The organism is Candidatus Phaeomarinobacter ectocarpi, assembly GCF_000689395.1.
In the GTDB taxonomy this organism is placed as follows: domain Bacteria; phylum Pseudomonadota; class Alphaproteobacteria; order CGMCC-115125; family CGMCC-115125; genus Pyruvatibacter; species Pyruvatibacter ectocarpi.
In genome coordinates this window covers 2,010,868-2,026,339 of record NZ_HG966617.1, presented here as the reverse complement: position 1 = coordinate 2,026,339, position 15,472 = coordinate 2,010,868, and the positions used below count along the sequence as shown (strand labels likewise).

The 15,472-nt window shown below is 58.6% G+C and carries 20 protein-coding genes; 6 read left to right on the top strand and 14 right to left on the bottom strand.

Annotated elements, in window-relative coordinates; all coding sequences use genetic code 11:
- Window positions 1-4 precede the first annotated feature (4 nt).
- From BN1012_RS09850 to BN1012_RS09825, 6 genes are all read right to left on the bottom strand, one after another.
- Entirely contained in the window at window positions 5-700 is a 696-nt protein-coding gene (locus BN1012_RS09850) for a class I SAM-dependent methyltransferase (protein ID WP_043949480.1), read from the bottom strand.
- Window positions 697-1,830 (bottom strand): hypothetical protein, encoded by a 1,134-nt coding sequence (locus tag BN1012_RS09845; protein ID WP_043949479.1) that lies wholly within the window; start codon window positions 1,828-1,830, stop codon window positions 697-699. The genes BN1012_RS09850 and BN1012_RS09845 overlap by 4 nt, the downstream gene beginning before the upstream one ends.
- Window positions 1,827-2,225 carry a VOC family protein gene (locus BN1012_RS09840; protein WP_052535039.1) on the bottom strand — a complete coding sequence of 133 codons (399 nt, stop codon included), beginning with the start codon at window positions 2,223-2,225 and terminating at the stop codon, window positions 1,827-1,829. The genes BN1012_RS09845 and BN1012_RS09840 overlap by 4 nt, the downstream gene beginning before the upstream one ends.
- Entirely contained in the window at window positions 2,222-3,916 is a 1,695-nt protein-coding gene (locus tag BN1012_RS16915; protein ID WP_052535037.1) for an HAD-IIIC family phosphatase, read from the bottom strand. Before BN1012_RS16915 ends, BN1012_RS09840 begins: the two co-directional genes overlap by 4 nt.
- A gap of 18 nt (window positions 3,917-3,934) precedes the next feature.
- Complete coding sequence (locus BN1012_RS09830) at window positions 3,935-4,225, bottom strand: hypothetical protein (RefSeq protein ID WP_043949478.1); 291 nt, start codon at window positions 4,223-4,225, stop codon at window positions 3,935-3,937.
- A 92-nt stretch (window positions 4,226-4,317) separates the two neighbouring features.
- Window positions 4,318-4,644, bottom strand: coding sequence for a chorismate mutase (locus BN1012_RS09825; protein WP_043949477.1), 327 nt, complete (start codon window positions 4,642-4,644; stop codon window positions 4,318-4,320).
- Between the two features lie 389 nt (window positions 4,645-5,033).
- Between BN1012_RS09825 and BN1012_RS09820 the strand changes: the two genes are divergently transcribed.
- Complete coding sequence (locus BN1012_RS09820; protein WP_197538294.1) at window positions 5,034-5,840, top strand: ferredoxin--NADP reductase; 807 nt, start codon at window positions 5,034-5,036, stop codon at window positions 5,838-5,840.
- 43 nt (window positions 5,841-5,883) lie between these two features.
- Entirely contained in the window at window positions 5,884-6,627 is a 744-nt protein-coding gene (locus BN1012_RS09815) for a hypothetical protein (RefSeq protein WP_043949476.1), read from the top strand.
- Here the strand turns inward: BN1012_RS09815 and BN1012_RS09810 are convergent.
- A complete protein-coding gene (locus BN1012_RS09810; protein ID WP_043949475.1) occupies window positions 6,624-7,265 on the bottom strand; it encodes a CatB-related O-acetyltransferase in 642 nt (213 codons plus the stop codon). The two genes, BN1012_RS09815 and BN1012_RS09810, sit on opposite strands and share 4 nt — an antisense overlap.
- 184 nt (window positions 7,266-7,449) lie before the next feature.
- Between BN1012_RS09810 and BN1012_RS09805 the strand changes: the two genes are divergently transcribed.
- Window positions 7,450-8,070, top strand: a complete 621-nt coding sequence (locus BN1012_RS09805) for a class I SAM-dependent methyltransferase (protein ID WP_043950903.1) — start codon at window positions 7,450-7,452, stop codon at window positions 8,068-8,070.
- A gap of 12 nt (window positions 8,071-8,082) precedes the next feature.
- Window positions 8,083-8,391, top strand: a complete 309-nt coding sequence (locus BN1012_RS09800; protein WP_052535035.1) for a hypothetical protein — start codon at window positions 8,083-8,085, stop codon at window positions 8,389-8,391.
- A 30-nt stretch (window positions 8,392-8,421) separates the two neighbouring features.
- On the opposite strand, the gene BN1012_RS09795 is transcribed toward BN1012_RS09800, so the two are convergent.
- The 7 genes from BN1012_RS09795 to BN1012_RS09765 form a co-directional block, all read right to left on the bottom strand.
- Window positions 8,422-8,961, bottom strand: coding sequence for a DUF4166 domain-containing protein (locus tag BN1012_RS09795; RefSeq protein ID WP_081826315.1), 540 nt, complete (start codon window positions 8,959-8,961; stop codon window positions 8,422-8,424).
- On the bottom strand, window positions 8,958-9,422 hold the full coding sequence (locus BN1012_RS09790; protein WP_043949473.1) for a thiol-disulfide oxidoreductase DCC family protein: 465 nt from the start codon (window positions 9,420-9,422) through the stop codon (window positions 8,958-8,960). Before BN1012_RS09790 ends, BN1012_RS09795 begins: the two co-directional genes overlap by 4 nt.
- Window positions 9,423-9,589: 167 nt before the next feature.
- Complete coding sequence (locus BN1012_RS09785) at window positions 9,590-10,489, bottom strand: phytanoyl-CoA dioxygenase family protein (RefSeq protein WP_043949472.1); 900 nt, start codon at window positions 10,487-10,489, stop codon at window positions 9,590-9,592.
- Window positions 10,490-10,498: 9 nt separating this feature from the next.
- Window positions 10,499-11,062 carry a TetR/AcrR family transcriptional regulator gene (locus BN1012_RS09780; RefSeq protein WP_171815945.1) on the bottom strand — a complete coding sequence of 188 codons (564 nt, stop codon included), beginning with the start codon at window positions 11,060-11,062 and terminating at the stop codon, window positions 10,499-10,501.
- 75 nt (window positions 11,063-11,137) lie between these two features.
- A complete protein-coding gene (locus tag BN1012_RS09775) occupies window positions 11,138-11,518 on the bottom strand; it encodes a VOC family protein (protein ID WP_043949470.1) in 381 nt (126 codons plus the stop codon).
- Window positions 11,519-11,682: 164 nt separating this feature from the next.
- On the bottom strand, window positions 11,683-12,147 hold the full coding sequence (locus BN1012_RS09770) for an SAM-dependent methyltransferase (protein WP_043949469.1): 465 nt from the start codon (window positions 12,145-12,147) through the stop codon (window positions 11,683-11,685).
- Window positions 12,148-12,222: 75 nt separating this feature from the next.
- Window positions 12,223-12,915 (bottom strand): alpha/beta hydrolase, encoded by a 693-nt coding sequence (locus BN1012_RS09765; protein ID WP_043949468.1) that lies wholly within the window; start codon window positions 12,913-12,915, stop codon window positions 12,223-12,225.
- A 159-nt stretch (window positions 12,916-13,074) separates the two neighbouring features.
- Here BN1012_RS09765 and BN1012_RS16910 point away from each other — a divergent pair, with 159 nt between their 5' ends.
- Complete coding sequence (locus BN1012_RS16910) at window positions 13,075-13,935, top strand: ImuA family protein (protein WP_145973449.1); 861 nt, start codon at window positions 13,075-13,077, stop codon at window positions 13,933-13,935.
- Window positions 13,859-15,442 carry a DUF6504 family protein gene (locus BN1012_RS09755; RefSeq protein WP_052535031.1) on the top strand — a complete coding sequence of 528 codons (1,584 nt, stop codon included), beginning with the start codon at window positions 13,859-13,861 and terminating at the stop codon, window positions 15,440-15,442. Before BN1012_RS16910 ends, BN1012_RS09755 begins: the two co-directional genes overlap by 77 nt.
- Window positions 15,443-15,472: the final 30 nt, after the last annotated feature.

The window sequence follows — 15,472 nt, the reverse complement described above, 5'->3', positions numbered from 1 at the left end:
TGGCTCAGCCTTTCTTGCGCAAAGTGAGGTGCCAGCGTGTGTGGATGTGTCCGCTCACGGTGTCGGTGCGCTCAACGCGTATGCGGTCCACAATGTCAAAATGCGGGGCGATAAGGTCGTTGATCTTTGATTCGCTGAAGAAGCTCTGGAGGGTGTCTTTTTCGTGATGGGTCTCGATGACTTCTTCATGATCCCCACCGCCTATGAGGTCGCAATAGAACAGGGCGTTGCTCTTGAGGGTGCGGGCCACTTCACCCATGCCCTGCAGGGCAATGTCGAACGGCATCGAATCCAAAACGCCATGGCTGATGGCGCATCCAAAGAACCCATCTTCAAAAGGTAATGTGCGGATGTCGGCTTGATGGATATGGTCTGATGGGTCCGCAAGGCCACGTGAGCCAAGCCATTTGCGTGCGGTCTCAACTGCGGTCTCAGACAGGTCAAAGCCATATGGCTCAAACCCGAAGTCCAAGGCCATCACCATATGGCGACCGATACCACAGCCAACATCAAGAACCCGCATGCCTGTGTTGTCACCGGTCTTGTCTTCAAATGTGTCGAGCCCGGTCCGCTTTCGAAGATGTTTGGAGACGAACCGCACCATTTCCTCTTCCGGGTAGAAGACGAAGTTCTGGCGGTTTTCATAGGAGACCTCCCACGCGTTGCGCCGGGTCTCATCAGTCGAAGAGGGGGAGGTCATGAGGCGCTGTTCTCTTGTTGAGGGAGGGTGTTGGGCCGGTCTTGATCAGCATCTGCCTTGAAAAGTCGAAGTGCAGGCGTCTGCTTGTCCTGGTGCCGGATTGCAAAGCGAATGTCGGTGTTTGATGCCGCAAATGGCTCAAAGTAATTGGGCACAACCAGCGGGCCATCTGGCTCCACCTTGTGCCAGGATGATTGCTTGAAAGCGTCCGCTGCAATGCCGTGGACATAAAGGTCAGCGTACTCAGCACCTGTTTGTGTCAGGTAGGCGCTCAATGCCTCGCCTGTAATGCCGATTGCATTGTCGGAGCCGAACCAGTCAACCACGCGCAGGGCAGTTGCTGTCTTGTTGTCTGCTGCCGGCGCCTCGCACAGGCGGGTGACGGCCAATGCGCGAAGTGTTCCTGCCTGTTCAATGCCCAGCAGTTGATAGCTGTATCGGGGGTGATGCAGATAGCGGGCTGCAAGGTAGGCCGGTGTCTTTTTGGGTGTCGCTGTGTGCGCGATCAGGGCGTCGATACCGCATGTGGACAGATCGGCCTCATCCAGCATCCGAATGGTAATGTCATCGGACGTCTTCGGGTGCTTGCTGATGTTCTCGTGGCCTTGGAGAAGGTGGAATGTCTGCAAGGACAGGTTGGCAATCACGTAGCGGTCAAGGATGCCTGTTGTGTAGCCAAGCGCCTTGTAGACGGGGGCGACGGCGGCGTTGTTACCGACAGTGCCAACCAACGTGTGCGGCTCATTTTGCTGTACGAAACGCAGCAGGCGCATGCCCAGGCCACCGGCCTTGATGAGCGGACTGACCATCCACGTGGTGAACCATATGGTGTTGTGCTGACAAAGGGCGGGGTCGTACTGGCTGGTTGAAATAAAACCGATGATGGCGTCCAGCTCGTCAACGCCCGGCCGCTGGGCAACCGCATAGGTGTAGCGGTCCGTCACTGCATCCTTGTGCTGCCAGTCCATGAGTGTGCGGTCATGGGCAAGCACGTGGCCCTTTGCCCAATGCGCATCAATAAATGCTTCAACCTTTGCAATGTCGTGAGCGTTGCAAAACCGGATCTCGGGTTTTGCGGCTGCGATTGGTTCGGCAATTTCGGCCTGGGCGGGTGAATGCGAGGCGGTCATGCTGCAGCCTCAATGAGTTCAAACAGGCCGTATTGGCGACTGAACAGCCAGGCGATGGAGCGGTCATCAAAGGCTGTTGCGGGGACGGGTTTGGCGAGGCGATGGAAGCCGTGGGGACGGGCGGCTGCTATGGCGACCTCAATGTCTGGCACTTCAATGGCGATGTGAACCAGCTTCTGGCCTTTGGCCAGATTGTCAGACACAGGAGATTTTTCGTCGGCGGGCTCTATCAATTCAATGGACTGCCCGGCGATATCAACGAACGCGACTTTGACCTTTTGTGTTTGGTCATGGGTGATCTCGGCGTCCGGCACCAGCGCGGCGATGCTTGCAACGGCAAGGCCCACATGATGTGCTTTTGCACTTGGCCCGAAGAAATCAAGGCGGTGCGTCATGCCGCTTCTCCGCGAAGGGCTTTGATGTTGGCAGGCGCGGGGAAGGGCTGAGATAGATCCCATTCGAACTGGTTCGGGTTGGGCTGAGCGAAGCCGCTTGTTTCCCAGAAGTCCTTGCAGGGGCGATTGCGCTCAGATGGGTGAAACTGTGCGACGAGGTGTTGAGCGCCGTGAGCTGTCGCCCATTCGGCTGCGGAGTGCAGCATTGATTGTTCAACGCCGCGGCCCATCACGCGGCAGCTCAGAAGAAAGTCGGTGATGCGAGCGGATGTGCCGTCCAACTGCAGGCCGATGATGCCGGTCAGGCCATAGTCGCCAAATTTATCGGATACCCGGAATGTCAGGATGGTGTGGTCTGGTTGAGCTGCCCATGCGGACAGCTCATCGGCTGTCATGCGGCGGGTGGCCATGTTCATCTGGTTGGTCTTGTTGAAGAGCTGCGCAGAGCGGGTCAGGTTTGCAGGGGCAAGCGGCGTTGCTTCAACCTGGACGCCGAGGTTTGCCAGCCAGTCTTCATGAGATGTGCCGGAGGCAGACGTTGCCTGCGCACGTTTGCGCTCGGCTGTGTAGAGGTTTGCCCGTGCGCGATCTTCATCAGTGACGGAGACTGTGTCGAAGCAATCAAGGGCATCTAGGGTCGCTGCGGCGTTGGTGACGTCAACCGGCCAGTCGGGAACAAGAATGCCCGGCAGAGCTTCGGCGACAAGGCTGCGTTCGGCAGGATTGTCATCAATGAAGACGGCAGCATCGACGCCCAGCTTCAGGTCATTCAGGAGGTCGGCAATGTTGCTGGCCTTGTCCTGCCAGTTGATGCGCCATCCTGCAAAATCGTCGAGACGCAACACCATGTCCGGGTGGTTGCGAATGGCTTCCAGTGCGACGGCTTCATCGTTCTTGGATGCGATCGCCAGTATGACACCGCGATTGGTGAGGGCTTTGATGCGATGTTGAAACGCAAGGAAGGCTTCGCCCTTGATGCTGTGGCCTCCAAGCGCGACGTTCTGCCATCCGCCTTCACCGACGATGCCGCCCCACAACGTGTCATCGAGATCAAGGATCAGGATTTTGCGGGTCTGTCCGGCGCATGCGGCACGGGTGGCCATGATGTCGGCGGCGGCAGACTGAAAGACTTTTGCCGTAAAAGGCACTTTGGCGGCGGCCCACAGTTTGGGGCTCCACGCGGCATCGCCTCCTGCTGCTGAAATCCAACGATCCGTATCCAGAAGATAGACGTTGGAGATGGAAGCCAGACTATCAGCGAGGCGTAGGTTCATACGCATGAGCAGGTAGCGCAGGCCAACATTGGGGTGATTGTCGAGCGGGCCCATACGCCGTGCGGCAGCCGGGAGCGTCCAGTTGGCAACCATGACCGTACGGCTGTTGCCGGCGGCGGCGGCAATCAATCCGGCAAATGCATCAACTTCAGCCAGCACCTGCTCTTCGTCATAGGGTGTGAAGGACAGGGCATCCTTGAAGGCAGCGACTGCGCCTTGCGGCTGTGTCCAAACCACAAGGTCGCCATCTGTTGGCGTGTCTGACGCTGCATTTGCCAGCGCTTCGTGCGGTCTGCCGAATGCAGTGGTGTCAGCGGACAGTGCGGGGTCACAGGCCGCGAGGGTGCGTGCCAAGGTATCGGCATTGAAATCTGAAATCAGCGTGATGCTGACCGGCTGAGATGCCTTTGAGGTCATGCCATGCGCTCTGATTTCTTACGCAGCCCTGGCTACGTAGTCTGCCAACGCGGCGGGTGTTGCGTAGGGACCTTCGGCTTCGCCCAGCAGCTCTTCGTCGAGGAGCTGCGGTGCACTGCCATGGCCGCGCGCGATCACTTCTTCCAGCGCCACAATCAGATTGATGAGGGCCAGGCTATCCAGGGGCGAGTTGTCGCCGGTGAGGGACATGTCCGGTGATTTTTGGAGCTGCATGTCCGACGGCATCTGAGCATTCAGCTCATCGATAGCCGTGAAGACCGCTTCAAGCGCCTTTTCCTGCGACAACATCGGACGTTCTCCCTCGCAAATAATGAGGAAGAAGTTAATCCGTATTGGTTAATCAGGTGTTTATGCGGGGGCGTGGAACAGCGGGTCTCTGCTTACTCGGCGGCGGATTTTTCAGCGTCGAACCGGACATATTCATGGGCAATTGACCGCTCGATGAGGAGCCGCCAGACCGGCTCGGCGACTTCGCGGGCAAGGCCGACCTTGTCTGATTCCGCCAGGACCTTTGTAACCACATCCTCGATGCGGTCCTCGTCGCGGACCCGGTTGCGGTCCTGCTTCACTTTTGCGGCTTCTTCGATGTACCGCAGGCGTTCTGCCATCAGCAGCACCAGTTCGCGGTCCAGCCGGTCGATTTCGCGGCGGACGTCGGCCATGGTCTGGCAGTTCTTGGCGGTTGGGCGGGCTGGATTGCTGGTCATGTCTGTGTGCCGGTCACTGGGAAGACGCTAAGGAAAACAGGCCTCAATAAGGGCTCAGGACTTATATGGCGTCTGGGCGCAAAGGTCTAAAGGCTTTCGTACGCGACACTTTGACTGTTCTGGGCGGGAGGGCGAAATATCACGGCAATATCCCGGTCAGTGCTAAAAGAGAACCCAGGGTGTTGAATCCTGCTCAGGCTCCCTATATGACACTTCGTGTTTGGGAAATAAAATTATTCACGCCATTTGGTTGTGAATAAGGCCGCAGATTATGACAGATGCGGCGTCCAGGCGCTTTGACCGCGTTGTGCCCAATAGGGTATGTGCAGCGCGACATATATTGCGGGATATCGATATATATCGCGCTGCAATATCTTACGAAGGAAGACATGCCGATGTCCGAGGCAGCCGTAAAAGTGAATCCGAATGCGCCCACCGAAGAGGAAGTTCTTTCGGTACAGCACTACACCGACCGGCTGTTCAAGTTCCGCATCACCCGCCCACCGGCATTTCGGTTCCGGTCTGGCGAATTCGTGATGATCGGGCTGCCCGGACCCAAGGGCAAACCCATCCTGCGCGCTTACTCCATTGCCAGCCCGTCCTGGGACGACACGCTGGAGTTCTTCTCCATCAAGGTGCCCGATGGTCCGCTGACATCCATGCTGTGCGACATCAAGCCGGGCGACAAGGTTCTGCTGGGCAAGAAGCCCACGGGCACGCTGGTGCATGATGCGTTGCTGCCGGGCAAGCGGCTCTACATGTTCTCGACCGGCACCGGCATTGCCCCGTTCGCATCCGTGATGCGCGATCCTGAAACCTATGAGCGGTTTGACCAGGTCATTCTTACCCATACCTGCCGTGAAGTCTCCGAGCTGGAATACGGCAAGGAGCTGGAAGACGGCCTAAAGGATGATCCGCTGGTCGGCGATATGGCGCCCGCAAAGTTCGTGCGCTACGCCACCTGCACCCGCGAGGATTATCCGTTCACCGGACGCATCACTGATCTCATCACCAGCGGCAAGATTTTTGATGATCTGGGCGTGCCACCGCTTGATCCTGAGAACGATCGCGTCATGATCTGCGGGTCCATGGACATGATCAAGGACACCAAGGAGCTCTGCGAAAAGGCCGGGCTTGAAGAAGGCTCAAACGCATCGCCTTCGACCTTTGTTGTTGAACGCGCCTTTGTTGGCTAAAGACAGCACTCCTGTTTCATCTAGTTGCTGAGGTTTTCTGCTGATGGCTGTCACCCTGCTGTGTGCTGGTGAATTGCCGGATGGAGAAGGCACGCGGCTGCGTCAACGCCTGACGGTGCTGCGGGCCAAGCATGCAGCCGACCGCACCTTGCTGGCGCGAAGCGATGAGGCGGGTACGGATGTTCTGGCTCAAACACCTCTGGCGCGCGATGTGGTGACGGCGGCCCACAGTGTGGCCAGTGCGTCTGCTTCAACTCCGTTGCTTGCCCCCGCTCTAGATGCTGCCTTGATGGATGAAGCGCTTTCAGAAACGCTTGAAGCAGCTGCGCCTGACCGCTTTGGCATCGCTCATGACAAGGGCATTGCCTATGTGCTGGAACAAGGCGCGCTGTTTCCCGATATCCCGGATATGCCCGACGGCATGACGTTTGAGCTGTTGCGTAGTCGCGATGCGCCCATTGCGCTCAAGGGTGAAAGGGGCGGTGTTGCGGTTGTGACCGCGCCCAACTGGTCTGCCTCTGCGGAAGCGGTTGGCGTGGTGGCGCGGTCTGCCAGTCTGGCGCAGCTCTGTGCGAGCGCGATTGAAAAGACGGTGTCGCGGCCGGATGGCGAGTTGTCGCCGGAAGTGGTGTGGGATGCACTTGGCGATGGAGCCAGGGCGGCGTCTGCCTTGCGGTCTGCCGGATATCTGAAATCCGCTGTGCTGACATTCCGTGGACGCGGGCGTGTGATCGGACCGATTGAGGGGGATCGGTTACTGCGCTTTGGTGTCTCCAGCTGGCGCTAGAGCATCGACTTCGCAATTGCGCTCAGTTCTGCCGCTGACCCAGTTGCAATGGTCTTTGCGTGTTGCGTGATGCGCTCAATCGGCCAGTCCCACCATGCGATATCAATCAGGGTTTTGACGTCCTCGTCGCTGTGCCGTGTGCGGATGATGCGGGCTGGATTGCCGCCGACGATTGCGTAGGGCGGTACATCACTTGTGACGACAGCCTTTGAGGCAATCACCGCGCCGTGCCCAATGGTGATGCCGGCCATGAGGGTTGCGCCATATCCAATCCACACGTCGTTGCCGACAGTCAGATTACCCTTGTTGGGCCAGGCGTCCGGCATCGCGTCAGACCAGCCGTGCCCGAAAATGCCAAGCGGAAAACTTGAGACTCTATCTGTCAGATGGTTGCCCCCATTCATCAGAAACTCTGTGCCATGGGCGATGGAGCAGAACTTTCCGATCACCAATTTGTCGCCGATGAAGTCGAACAGGTACTTCACATTGCCTTCGAAGCCTTTGGGGTCGTCGAAGGAGTGGTAGTAGCTGTAGTCACCAATCTCGATTTGCGGGTTGCTGATCAATGGTTTGAGAAAGACCATCGACGTTTCACCCTCAATGGGAAACAGGACAGAGGGATCTGGCGCGTTCGACATTTTGTTTTCCCTAATTGAGATGACCTGAGGGGTAATTGGGTAAAGCCCAAGCATGGTTTCAAAGGCACCGTGTCTTCATAGAGACCGGCTGAGGGCAGTACGCAAGATTTGCGGATTGCGGTTTTTCAGCGCACTGTTGGGCATATCAAAATTGAATTTACGTCATGATCAGGGATTGATGAAAATGGGCCTTTACGAAAAACACATTCTGCCGCGCTTTTTGGACACCGCCTGTGGTGCCAAGCCCATTACCTATCAACGCAAGAAGGTCGTGCCGCAGGCGGAAGGCCGCGTGCTGGAAATCGGCATGGGGACGGGGCTCAATCTTCCGTACTATGACAAATCCAAGGTGGACATGATCTTTGGTCTGGAACCGGCGGAAGAGATGCGCAAGCGCGCGGAACCCAAGGTGGCGCAGTACGGCATTCCCGTTGAGTTTCTTGATCTGCCGGGCGAGGAAATTCCCCTTGATGACAATTCGGTGGATACCGTGCTGCTGACCTACACTCTGTGCACCATTCCCGATGGCATCACGGCCCTCAAAGGCATGGCCCGGGTGCTCAAGCCCGGTGGCAAGATGATTTTCTGTGAACACGGCAAGGCGCCGGATGCCAACGTTGCCAAATGGCAGAACCGCATCAACCCGATATGGAAGAAGATCGCCGGTGGCTGCAACGTCAACCGCCCGATCCCGGACATGCTGGCCGAAGGCGGCTTCAAGATTGAAGGCATGGAAACCATGTACCTGCCGTCAACGCCAAAGTTTGCGGGCTTCAATTACTGGGGTCAGGCGGTTCAGGGGTAAAGCTTGCTCGCAATGGCAATTGACAGTCGCGATCTACAGGTGGTGGGAGAATGCCTATTTGCTTTTGTTGACGGGCCATTTGTTCCGGACTGGGAGTTTCAAACTCTTACTGGTTTCGAGCGTTCCGACTATAGGCAGCTCTTAGCAAAGTGGCCTGACGCAGATTTTGCAAACCGTGATGTCAGTAACATGGTGATGAATTGCCTCGGCAATCTACTCGGCTATCCGCATGGTGAAGACGGGATGCTGGATAAGCTTATTTCTGTTCCCAAAATTGATTTGGTGACGCTTCTTGAAAGATGGCGTCAGCTCTATGGGTGACACCTGTGGAGTGCAGATTTAGCACGAGTACTAAGGGTCTGGCGTCAGGTGCCCTGTGTATCTGACAATCAGGCCTCCCCACAGCGGGGCTTTCAATACAACGTCAAAGCGGAAGGTGCCGTCCTTCGCGTATTCACGGCTGTCGCTGCCGGGTAGCAGTGGCTTGGGGAGCGGGATGCCCAAAAACCATCCGTGTACGACAGGCAAGTGCATAGTGCCGTCTTTGACCGGCAGCTCCTGCTCATAGGTGAAGAGCCAGAAACGTTCCCTGTAGCGATAGGGCTGATCTGCCCGTGAGCAGAACGACCGGAACGTGCTGCCGTTGAAATTGCGTTCCCATATTTCGCCTTTGTCAGTACGCGTCTTGGTGATCGTGACCGGGACATCATGTCCGGCTTTTGGAAATCCGAAAAACCAGGCAGCAAACCGGGCGATCATCGATGTGCCGCGCGTTATGTCCGCTCGTCCCGAAAAGCTCTGGATATCCTGCCCGCTGTGAAGGGCTTGAACTTCGGGTGGGAGCGCGGACCAACGGTCGGCAAGCGCTGTCTGGAAAAGAGTTTGTCTCATTCCATCAGTCTTTTCCGCAGTGCCGGGTCGGGCAGCTCACACATTTGCGTCCGACCAAACAGCCGGTACCTGTTTCGGGCAATGCGTCTGTAGAGCCAGTCCTGAGCGGCACGTGGAAGGAGACGGAGTATCTGCAAGATCCGTCCGATGCCGCCCACTCTTTTCCCGGCGCGGATCAAGCCGTCTAGCGATGTGTAGGCCTTGCCGTCCTCGATGTAGAGCCAGCTTTCCGGGTCATCCGGGTCAAGTTGGTAATGACTCAGGAGTGCCTGTCCAAGTTTGGTCTGTGTGCGGCATATGCGAAACTCGCCCGCCCTGTCGAAGCGGGCAATCAGCCGCGCGCCGGTGGAGCACAGGGCGCACTCACCATCCATGACAGTGACGGGGCCGCTATCGTCGAAGTCCGGGACACGGTCATCGTCGTGATACGAATATGGCGGCGCAAATATGGATGGTGTCATGTCCGCGCTTCCCTGTTGAGCAGTCGCTGGATACTGGTCACACCTGATGCTGCCACTAATCCTTCAGAACTGTCTTTGGGTATTTTGACGCATGGATAGGTGACACGGCTTTGGTCTGTCGACTCGTCCGGGCAGAAGCACGCCTATCTGTAGGTAGGATTTGATGGCTATTCCGTCGTTTCGTGCAGGTTGAAATTGGCGTCCACACGCTTGGTATCGAAGATTCTGGGTTTTCTCGGTTTCTCTCCGAACAGATATTCCGGTGGTGCAAGGTCGCGGCCTTCGCCCGGCGCGCCTGGTGTTGAATAAAAGCCCAAGGTGGGGCCACCCAGAGAATATCCCATGAGACGGCGTAGTTCTGAGGGTAGTTTTGCGGCTATGTCCGGCGGGCATGACAGGTACTGATTTTCTTCCTGCCGCAGCCAGTTGAGTGTGTAGTGCAGCAACACGCCAAGGCGGTTCTTGTCGGTAGTGTTCGCGCCGCCACCGTGAAACACGGTGCCGTTGTATAGCAGGACCGAGCCGGGTGACATTTCAGCATAGGCAATTTCATCCTCCGTCGCGGTACGGTTCTTGTCCCACTTGTGCGACCCAGGCACGAATTGTGTAGCGCCGTTCTCCTTGGTGAATTCTGAGATTGCCCAGATTGTGCTGAACTGAGTTTCAATGGACCGGTTGAGGTAGGGGCCCCACACGCCTCGGTCACGATGCAGGGTCTGTGCACCTTCATCCTTGCTGATGCTGACCGCCTGGGTGAAATGCAACTGATAGCTGTCGCAGTAGGGGCGCAGAGTGAGATCACATGCAGCGTTGACCAGAGGGTGAAGCGCCAGGTCATGGCACTCGGGGGATTTTGCCATCAATGCGCCGATGCGCTTTGTCTGAAAACCGCCAAAGTCTTCGCGACCGAACTCGCCGGCTTCCAGATAGGGAGCCAGTTCCTCGCTGATGCGTTTGATTTTGTCCGGAGAGATCAGATTGTCGATGATGACACCGCCCTGATCTTCGATGACGTCCTTGATCTTTTCTGGTGATGTATCCGCGGGTAGGTGGGTGATACCTGTCATAGTTTCCTCCTATCGGCTTTTTGTTTTCATAAGCGGCTCGACGAGCTCTTTGTATGCGTTGATCTGTCGTTCGGCGGGCCAGAGCTGCGGTTGCAGCACGGCACACAGGCCGATGCCGTCCAGGGCAGCGATGATGTTGCCTGCTTTGACCCGGACAATCTCCGGGTCGGTTTCGTCAAGGATGTCGGCGTAGAGAGCTTCGATATCGGCATAAAACTCCCGATAGGCCTTGCTCAGCTTTGGGGAGGAGGGGGATGCACCAGCATATGCCAGCCAGACTTTCCACTGCTTCATGAGCTTGGGCGTAAGGGGCAGGTACACTTGCAGAGAGTCCGGTTTGATCGGGCCAAGGTTGCGCATCCGTTCAAGGATGTCCCGTGCGACCGTGTTGAGGGTTTCGATCAGGAGCTCTTCCTTGTCGCGGAAGTAGTAGCCGACTGTACCGGTGGTGACGCCTGCTATGCGCGCCACATCAGACAGTTTCACGGACTCAAGCCCGCGTTCGGCTATTGCTTCAATGGCGGCCCGGGTCAGTTCCTCACATTTCGCATCGCGGTCGACGATCTTCGGCATCATGCTTCCTTATTTTTTATCATCATGATCCAAAAATAAAAAGAGTCAAGCAGCTGCTTCCATGATCTGTTTGATCTAGGACGTGCGCCCGTCGACCCGCCATGGCGGGAAGCGGCGGTTGGGGCTGGCCTGCAGGAAGCACAGCTGGTTGCCGTCCGGGTCTGAGATATAGGCTTCGCGCCACAGCCATGACTGGTCGGTTGGCTGCATGGTGAAGGTGAGGCCGCGGGCTTCGGCGTCACGGACGGCGATGTCCACATCCTCAAACTCGAAATAGACCATGGTACCTGACGGGGGCACGTCGTCTGCCACGTGGATGGAGAATGTGTCTCCGTCGGGGAGTTCAAAGCGGGCGTAGTGGTCGTCCTTGACGATGAGGTACATGCCCAGCTGCTCATAGAATGCAATCGCGCGGGGGATGTCCGTCACGCTGACGGTGACCTGGTTGAGTTTCATTTTGCTCGCTCCCTGTTTGCTGTGCCGGATGGATCCCCCGGTCAAGCCGGGGGATGGCGTGTGAAAGGAGAACCGAAACGCTCTTTGACGCCCCTTGACGCCATTGTCCGGCTTGACCGGACAATCCACTCTTTGGCCACGTCGTTGGCTATTTGGCGGTTGCCTTACCAGTAGCTCGCCATGATCTCACCAGCCCATGTGGGTTCGCTAACCTCTGTGCGCGGCAGGAAGCCCTTCATGACCGGTTTCAAATCCAGTACAGGGGTGCCGTCAATGGCGTCCAGTCCGGTGATGTGGAGGGTGCGGCCTTCGACACGGTCAACGCGGGCGATGGTGGCGCCGAGGCGGTTGGGGCGGCCTTTGCCGCGCTGGGCGAATATGCCGACGCGGGGCCAGTCCTTGTTGCCGCGTGGGTGGCGGGCTTTGCCCTCGACCTCTTCGTCCGGCACCTGGTGGAAGAGGTAGATCACTTCCACATGGCTGAAGGCATCGAGGCCCATGAGGGCTTCTTCGTCAAAGCGGTCATCCAGCACGATGGCGGCGGGAACGGCGTCCCAGTCATCGTCGATGGGGTCTGTGCGGCCTGCTTCTACATGGCCGATAGCCCGAACCTGAAATGTCTCTTTCATATGTGTCATCCTTTTGATGACCCTTGATCTATCAGCCGGGAACGGCGTTTCCCAAATGCGGGGGCGGTGGGGCAGCTATGCGCGCCGGGCATTTTGCATATCTGCACAGCACTCGATGATCGCTTGGGCTGTTTCCTCCGGCTGTGTTGCCGGGTGCAGATGGGTGCCCTTGAGACGCACCACAGGCCAACCATCGGCTTCGGCCCGGCGGGCCTCGTCAATGAAGGTGTGGGACGTTCTGACAAAGCCCTTTCTGACGCCTGACCAGCCCGGCATGTCGAACGCATCGTCAAACCAGCTCAGGGGCAGAGACGGAATATCGCTGAGGATGGCCTTGCGGCGAGCATCGGAAATGTCCGCACCCTCCAAGGCATCTACCTCCCACCAGTCCTGCCAGGGCGGCAGAAATCCGTCTGTCAGGGGGAGGGTTTTGAGGAAATCATGAAACTCCGGCTCGACGGGCTGTGTCGGGCCGCTTGTGGGGGGCATGCGGGCATCAAGGCAGATCATGCCGGCGGCATGGATGTCCCCTGCAAGGCGTGCTGCCAGGAGACCACCCATGGAGTGACCGACAATGATCGGGGAGGCCATGTCCGGCAGTGCGCCCCTCAGACGGACGGGCCAGTCGTGCCAGCTTGGCGGTTGCGCATGGGGGCGCAGGGGCGAGGGTGTGGCGCATTTGATGCCCCGGGCCTTCAGTATTTCCGCTGTCGGCAGGAGGGAAGACGGGCCAACCAGGGGGCTGTGTATGAGGATGATTTCCAGCATTCCGCATCTTCCGGCACCACAGGAACACGCGCCAGAACAAATCCATCCAACTCTTGTGATGACTCATTTGTTGACTCAGGAGGGTAATTGGAAATAGAACAAAATAAGAACATAGTAGGAATATAAGCACATCCATAGCGTGTGTGCAGTGGAGCTTTGATGTCGCGTCAGGCTGGAAAAAGAGAGCTTCTGGAGTCCCTTAGGCGGGATCTCTCATGCTTTGAGTCGCCGCGGGCACAGGCACCGTCTCTCTCGCTTGGCGCGCCTGAGGTCGACCAGCGTTTAAGCGGTGGGGCCGGTTTGTCGCTGGCCGGACTGCATGAGGTGGTGGGGGCGGCCTATCCGGATATGGCGGCGGCAACCGGCTTTGCCATAGCGCTTGGCAGCCGGCTTGTGATGCGTGAAACGCGGTCTTTGGTGTGGGTGACCCAGCGCTCCGGCGTTCATGATCTGGGGCCGCTTTACGGGCCTGGTCTCGCCATGATGGGGCTTGATCCGGCACGGGTGCTCATCGTCTCAGCGAAGGATGACCGTGAGGCGTTGTGGGTGACCGAAGAAGCATTGCGGACGCCGGACCTGTGCGGTGTTGTCAGCGAGCTTGAAGGCAGCCGCGCCTATGACCTCAAGGCGTCGCGCCGGTTGCAGCTGGCAGCTGAGCGGTTTGAACGCCCGGCTTTATTGCTGGCCGGCCATGCGGGCAGTGCGGCCTCAGCCCCATCGGCAGCTTTGACCCGGTTTCGGATCGCCTCGGCGGCCAGTTCTCCTAATTCATCACCCAATCCGTCAGTTGTTTCGGCTCCCGGCCGCGCGCGCTTTGCCGTGACGCTGGACCGGGTGCGGGGCGGCTCATCTTCACAGTTCATTTTGGAGTGGAACCATGCGGCGCATTGTTTCTCTGTGGCTTCCCCATTTTTCCGTCGAGAGGATGGGACTGCGGGCCGAGATGCAGCAAAGCGAGATCGCCCGCCTGCGCGGCCGCAAGAGCACGCGTCCGTCTCCCGGCTCGCAGTCTCCGCATAGGCAGGCGGCGCCCTTTGCGCTCATTGAAGCGCAGCAGGGAGGCTTGCGCATTGTTGCTGTGAACGGTGCGGGAACGGACGCCGGCATCCGTCCCGGCCAGCGGCTGGCGGATGCACGGACACTTATTCCGGGACTGGATGTGGTGGAGCGTGATGTTGCAGGCGATGAAGCGCGGCTTGTCAAACTGGCTGCCTGGGCGACGCGGTTTACGCCATGGACGCGGGCCGAAGACCTTTCTGCCTTTGCCCATGAGGGCGCTGGTCTGTTTCTGGACATCTCCGGCTGTGCACATCTTTTTGGTGGAGAAACAGCGCTCTTGAATGACTTGCTCACCCGAATGAATCGGCTGGGACATGAGGCGCGCGCCGGTGTGGCGGATACGTTGGGGGCGGCATGGGCTGTGGCGCGCCATGGTCAGCAGAAGATCAGCATCGTCAAACCGGGGGCCGAGCGAGAGGCTGTCTCCTCCCTGCCGACCACAGCGTTACGCATTTCTCAGGGCATGGCGGATGACCTGACACGGCTTGGTCTTGTGACCATCGGCGACCTGCTGGGCCGTCCGCGGGCACCCTTGGTGGCCCGCTTTGGTGCGGTGCTTGGTCGGCAGCTGGATGCCATCATCGGGGCGCGGGCAGAGCCCGTGGCGCCTGAAGCCGTCCGGGTGCCGGCGCGGGCACGGCTGTTGTTTGCAGACCCGCTGATTGCGCTCGACGGGATCATTGCGGCCATTGCCCTGGCAGCGCGGGACCTGGCGGGTGAGCTTGATACCCGCCAGCAGGGGGCGCGGCAGTTGCGGCTGCGGCTCTATCGGGTGGATGCAGAGCTGTTCACGTTTGAGGCGGGCACGTCGCAGGCCTTGCGGGATGCAGACCGGATTGCCGCCCTGTTTGCTGAAAAGCTGGTGCCGTCGGGTGGTGTGTCGGGTTCCGACATTGATATCGGCTACGGCATTGAAGGGGTGGTGCTGGAAGCGCGTGCTGTGGACGCCATGGGCGCGCGCCAGAAGGATCTCACAAGTGGGCCGGATGATGGGTCCAGCCTTGAAGAGCTGATTGACCGCCTGTCGAACCGGCTGGGGGCAAACCGGGTGATGCAGCTCAAAGGGCAGGCCAGTCATATTCCTGAACGGGCACAGGTGGCTGTTCCAGCGCTGGCTGCCAATGACTTCAAACAGAGCGATGTGCCGCCGCTGGTGATGTATGGGGATGCGCCCCTGCGGCCCATCCGCATGCTGACGCCGCCGGAGCCTGTGGAAGTGGTGGCCGAAGTGCCTGAGGGTCCGCCACGGCAGTTTCGCTGGCGGCGGATGCTGCATGCGGTGACGCGGGCCGACGGGCCGGAGCGGCTGGCGCCTGAATGGTGGCTGTCTGCGGGCAAGGAAGCCGCCACGCGGGACTATTTTCGCGTCGAGGACGGTGAAGGGCGGCGCTTCTGGCTTTATCGCGACGGGCTATATGAGCGGGAGACGGATGCGCCGCGCTGGTTCATGCATGGTGTGTTTGCATGATGGGTGTTTGCATGATGTGTGCAGGACAAT

Coding starts and splice junctions, on each gene's coding strand:
- BN1012_RS16915 (WP_052535037.1), bottom strand. CDS start 3,916: ATGACCTCAAAGGCATCTCAGCCGGTCAGCATCACGCTGATTTCAGAT.
- BN1012_RS09780 (WP_171815945.1), bottom strand. CDS start 11,062: ATGCCGAAGATCGTCGACCGCGATGCGAAATGTGAGGAACTGACCCGG.
- BN1012_RS09850 (WP_043949480.1), bottom strand. CDS start 700: ATGACCTCCCCCTCTTCGACTGATGAGACCCGGCGCAACGCGTGGGAG.
- BN1012_RS16910 (WP_145973449.1), top strand. CDS start 13,075: ATGTCGCGTCAGGCTGGAAAAAGAGAGCTTCTGGAGTCCCTTAGGCGG.
- BN1012_RS09800 (WP_052535035.1), top strand. CDS start 8,083: ATGGCAATTGACAGTCGCGATCTACAGGTGGTGGGAGAATGCCTATTT.
- BN1012_RS09840 (WP_052535039.1), bottom strand. CDS start 2,225: ATGACGCACCGCCTTGATTTCTTCGGGCCAAGTGCAAAAGCACATCAT.
- BN1012_RS09775 (WP_043949470.1), bottom strand. CDS start 11,518: ATGAAACTCAACCAGGTCACCGTCAGCGTGACGGACATCCCCCGCGCG.
- BN1012_RS09830 (WP_043949478.1), bottom strand. CDS start 4,225: ATGTTGTCGCAGGAAAAGGCGCTTGAAGCGGTCTTCACGGCTATCGAT.
- BN1012_RS09820 (WP_197538294.1), top strand. CDS start 5,034: ATGCCGATGTCCGAGGCAGCCGTAAAAGTGAATCCGAATGCGCCCACC.
- BN1012_RS09795 (WP_081826315.1), bottom strand. CDS start 8,961: ATGAGACAAACTCTTTTCCAGACAGCGCTTGCCGACCGTTGGTCCGCG.
- BN1012_RS09790 (WP_043949473.1), bottom strand. CDS start 9,422: ATGACACCATCCATATTTGCGCCGCCATATTCGTATCACGACGATGAC.
- BN1012_RS09805 (WP_043950903.1), top strand. CDS start 7,450: ATGGGCCTTTACGAAAAACACATTCTGCCGCGCTTTTTGGACACCGCC.
- BN1012_RS09765 (WP_043949468.1), bottom strand. CDS start 12,915: ATGCTGGAAATCATCCTCATACACAGCCCCCTGGTTGGCCCGTCTTCC.
- BN1012_RS09785 (WP_043949472.1), bottom strand. CDS start 10,489: ATGACAGGTATCACCCACCTACCCGCGGATACATCACCAGAAAAGATC.
- BN1012_RS09755 (WP_052535031.1), top strand. CDS start 13,859: ATGCAGCAAAGCGAGATCGCCCGCCTGCGCGGCCGCAAGAGCACGCGT.
- BN1012_RS09810 (WP_043949475.1), bottom strand. CDS start 7,265: ATGTCGAACGCGCCAGATCCCTCTGTCCTGTTTCCCATTGAGGGTGAA.
- BN1012_RS09825 (WP_043949477.1), bottom strand. CDS start 4,644: ATGACCAGCAATCCAGCCCGCCCAACCGCCAAGAACTGCCAGACCATG.
- BN1012_RS09770 (WP_043949469.1), bottom strand. CDS start 12,147: ATGAAAGAGACATTTCAGGTTCGGGCTATCGGCCATGTAGAAGCAGGC.
- BN1012_RS09845 (WP_043949479.1), bottom strand. CDS start 1,830: ATGACCGCCTCGCATTCACCCGCCCAGGCCGAAATTGCCGAACCAATC.
- BN1012_RS09815 (WP_043949476.1), top strand. CDS start 5,884: ATGGCTGTCACCCTGCTGTGTGCTGGTGAATTGCCGGATGGAGAAGGC.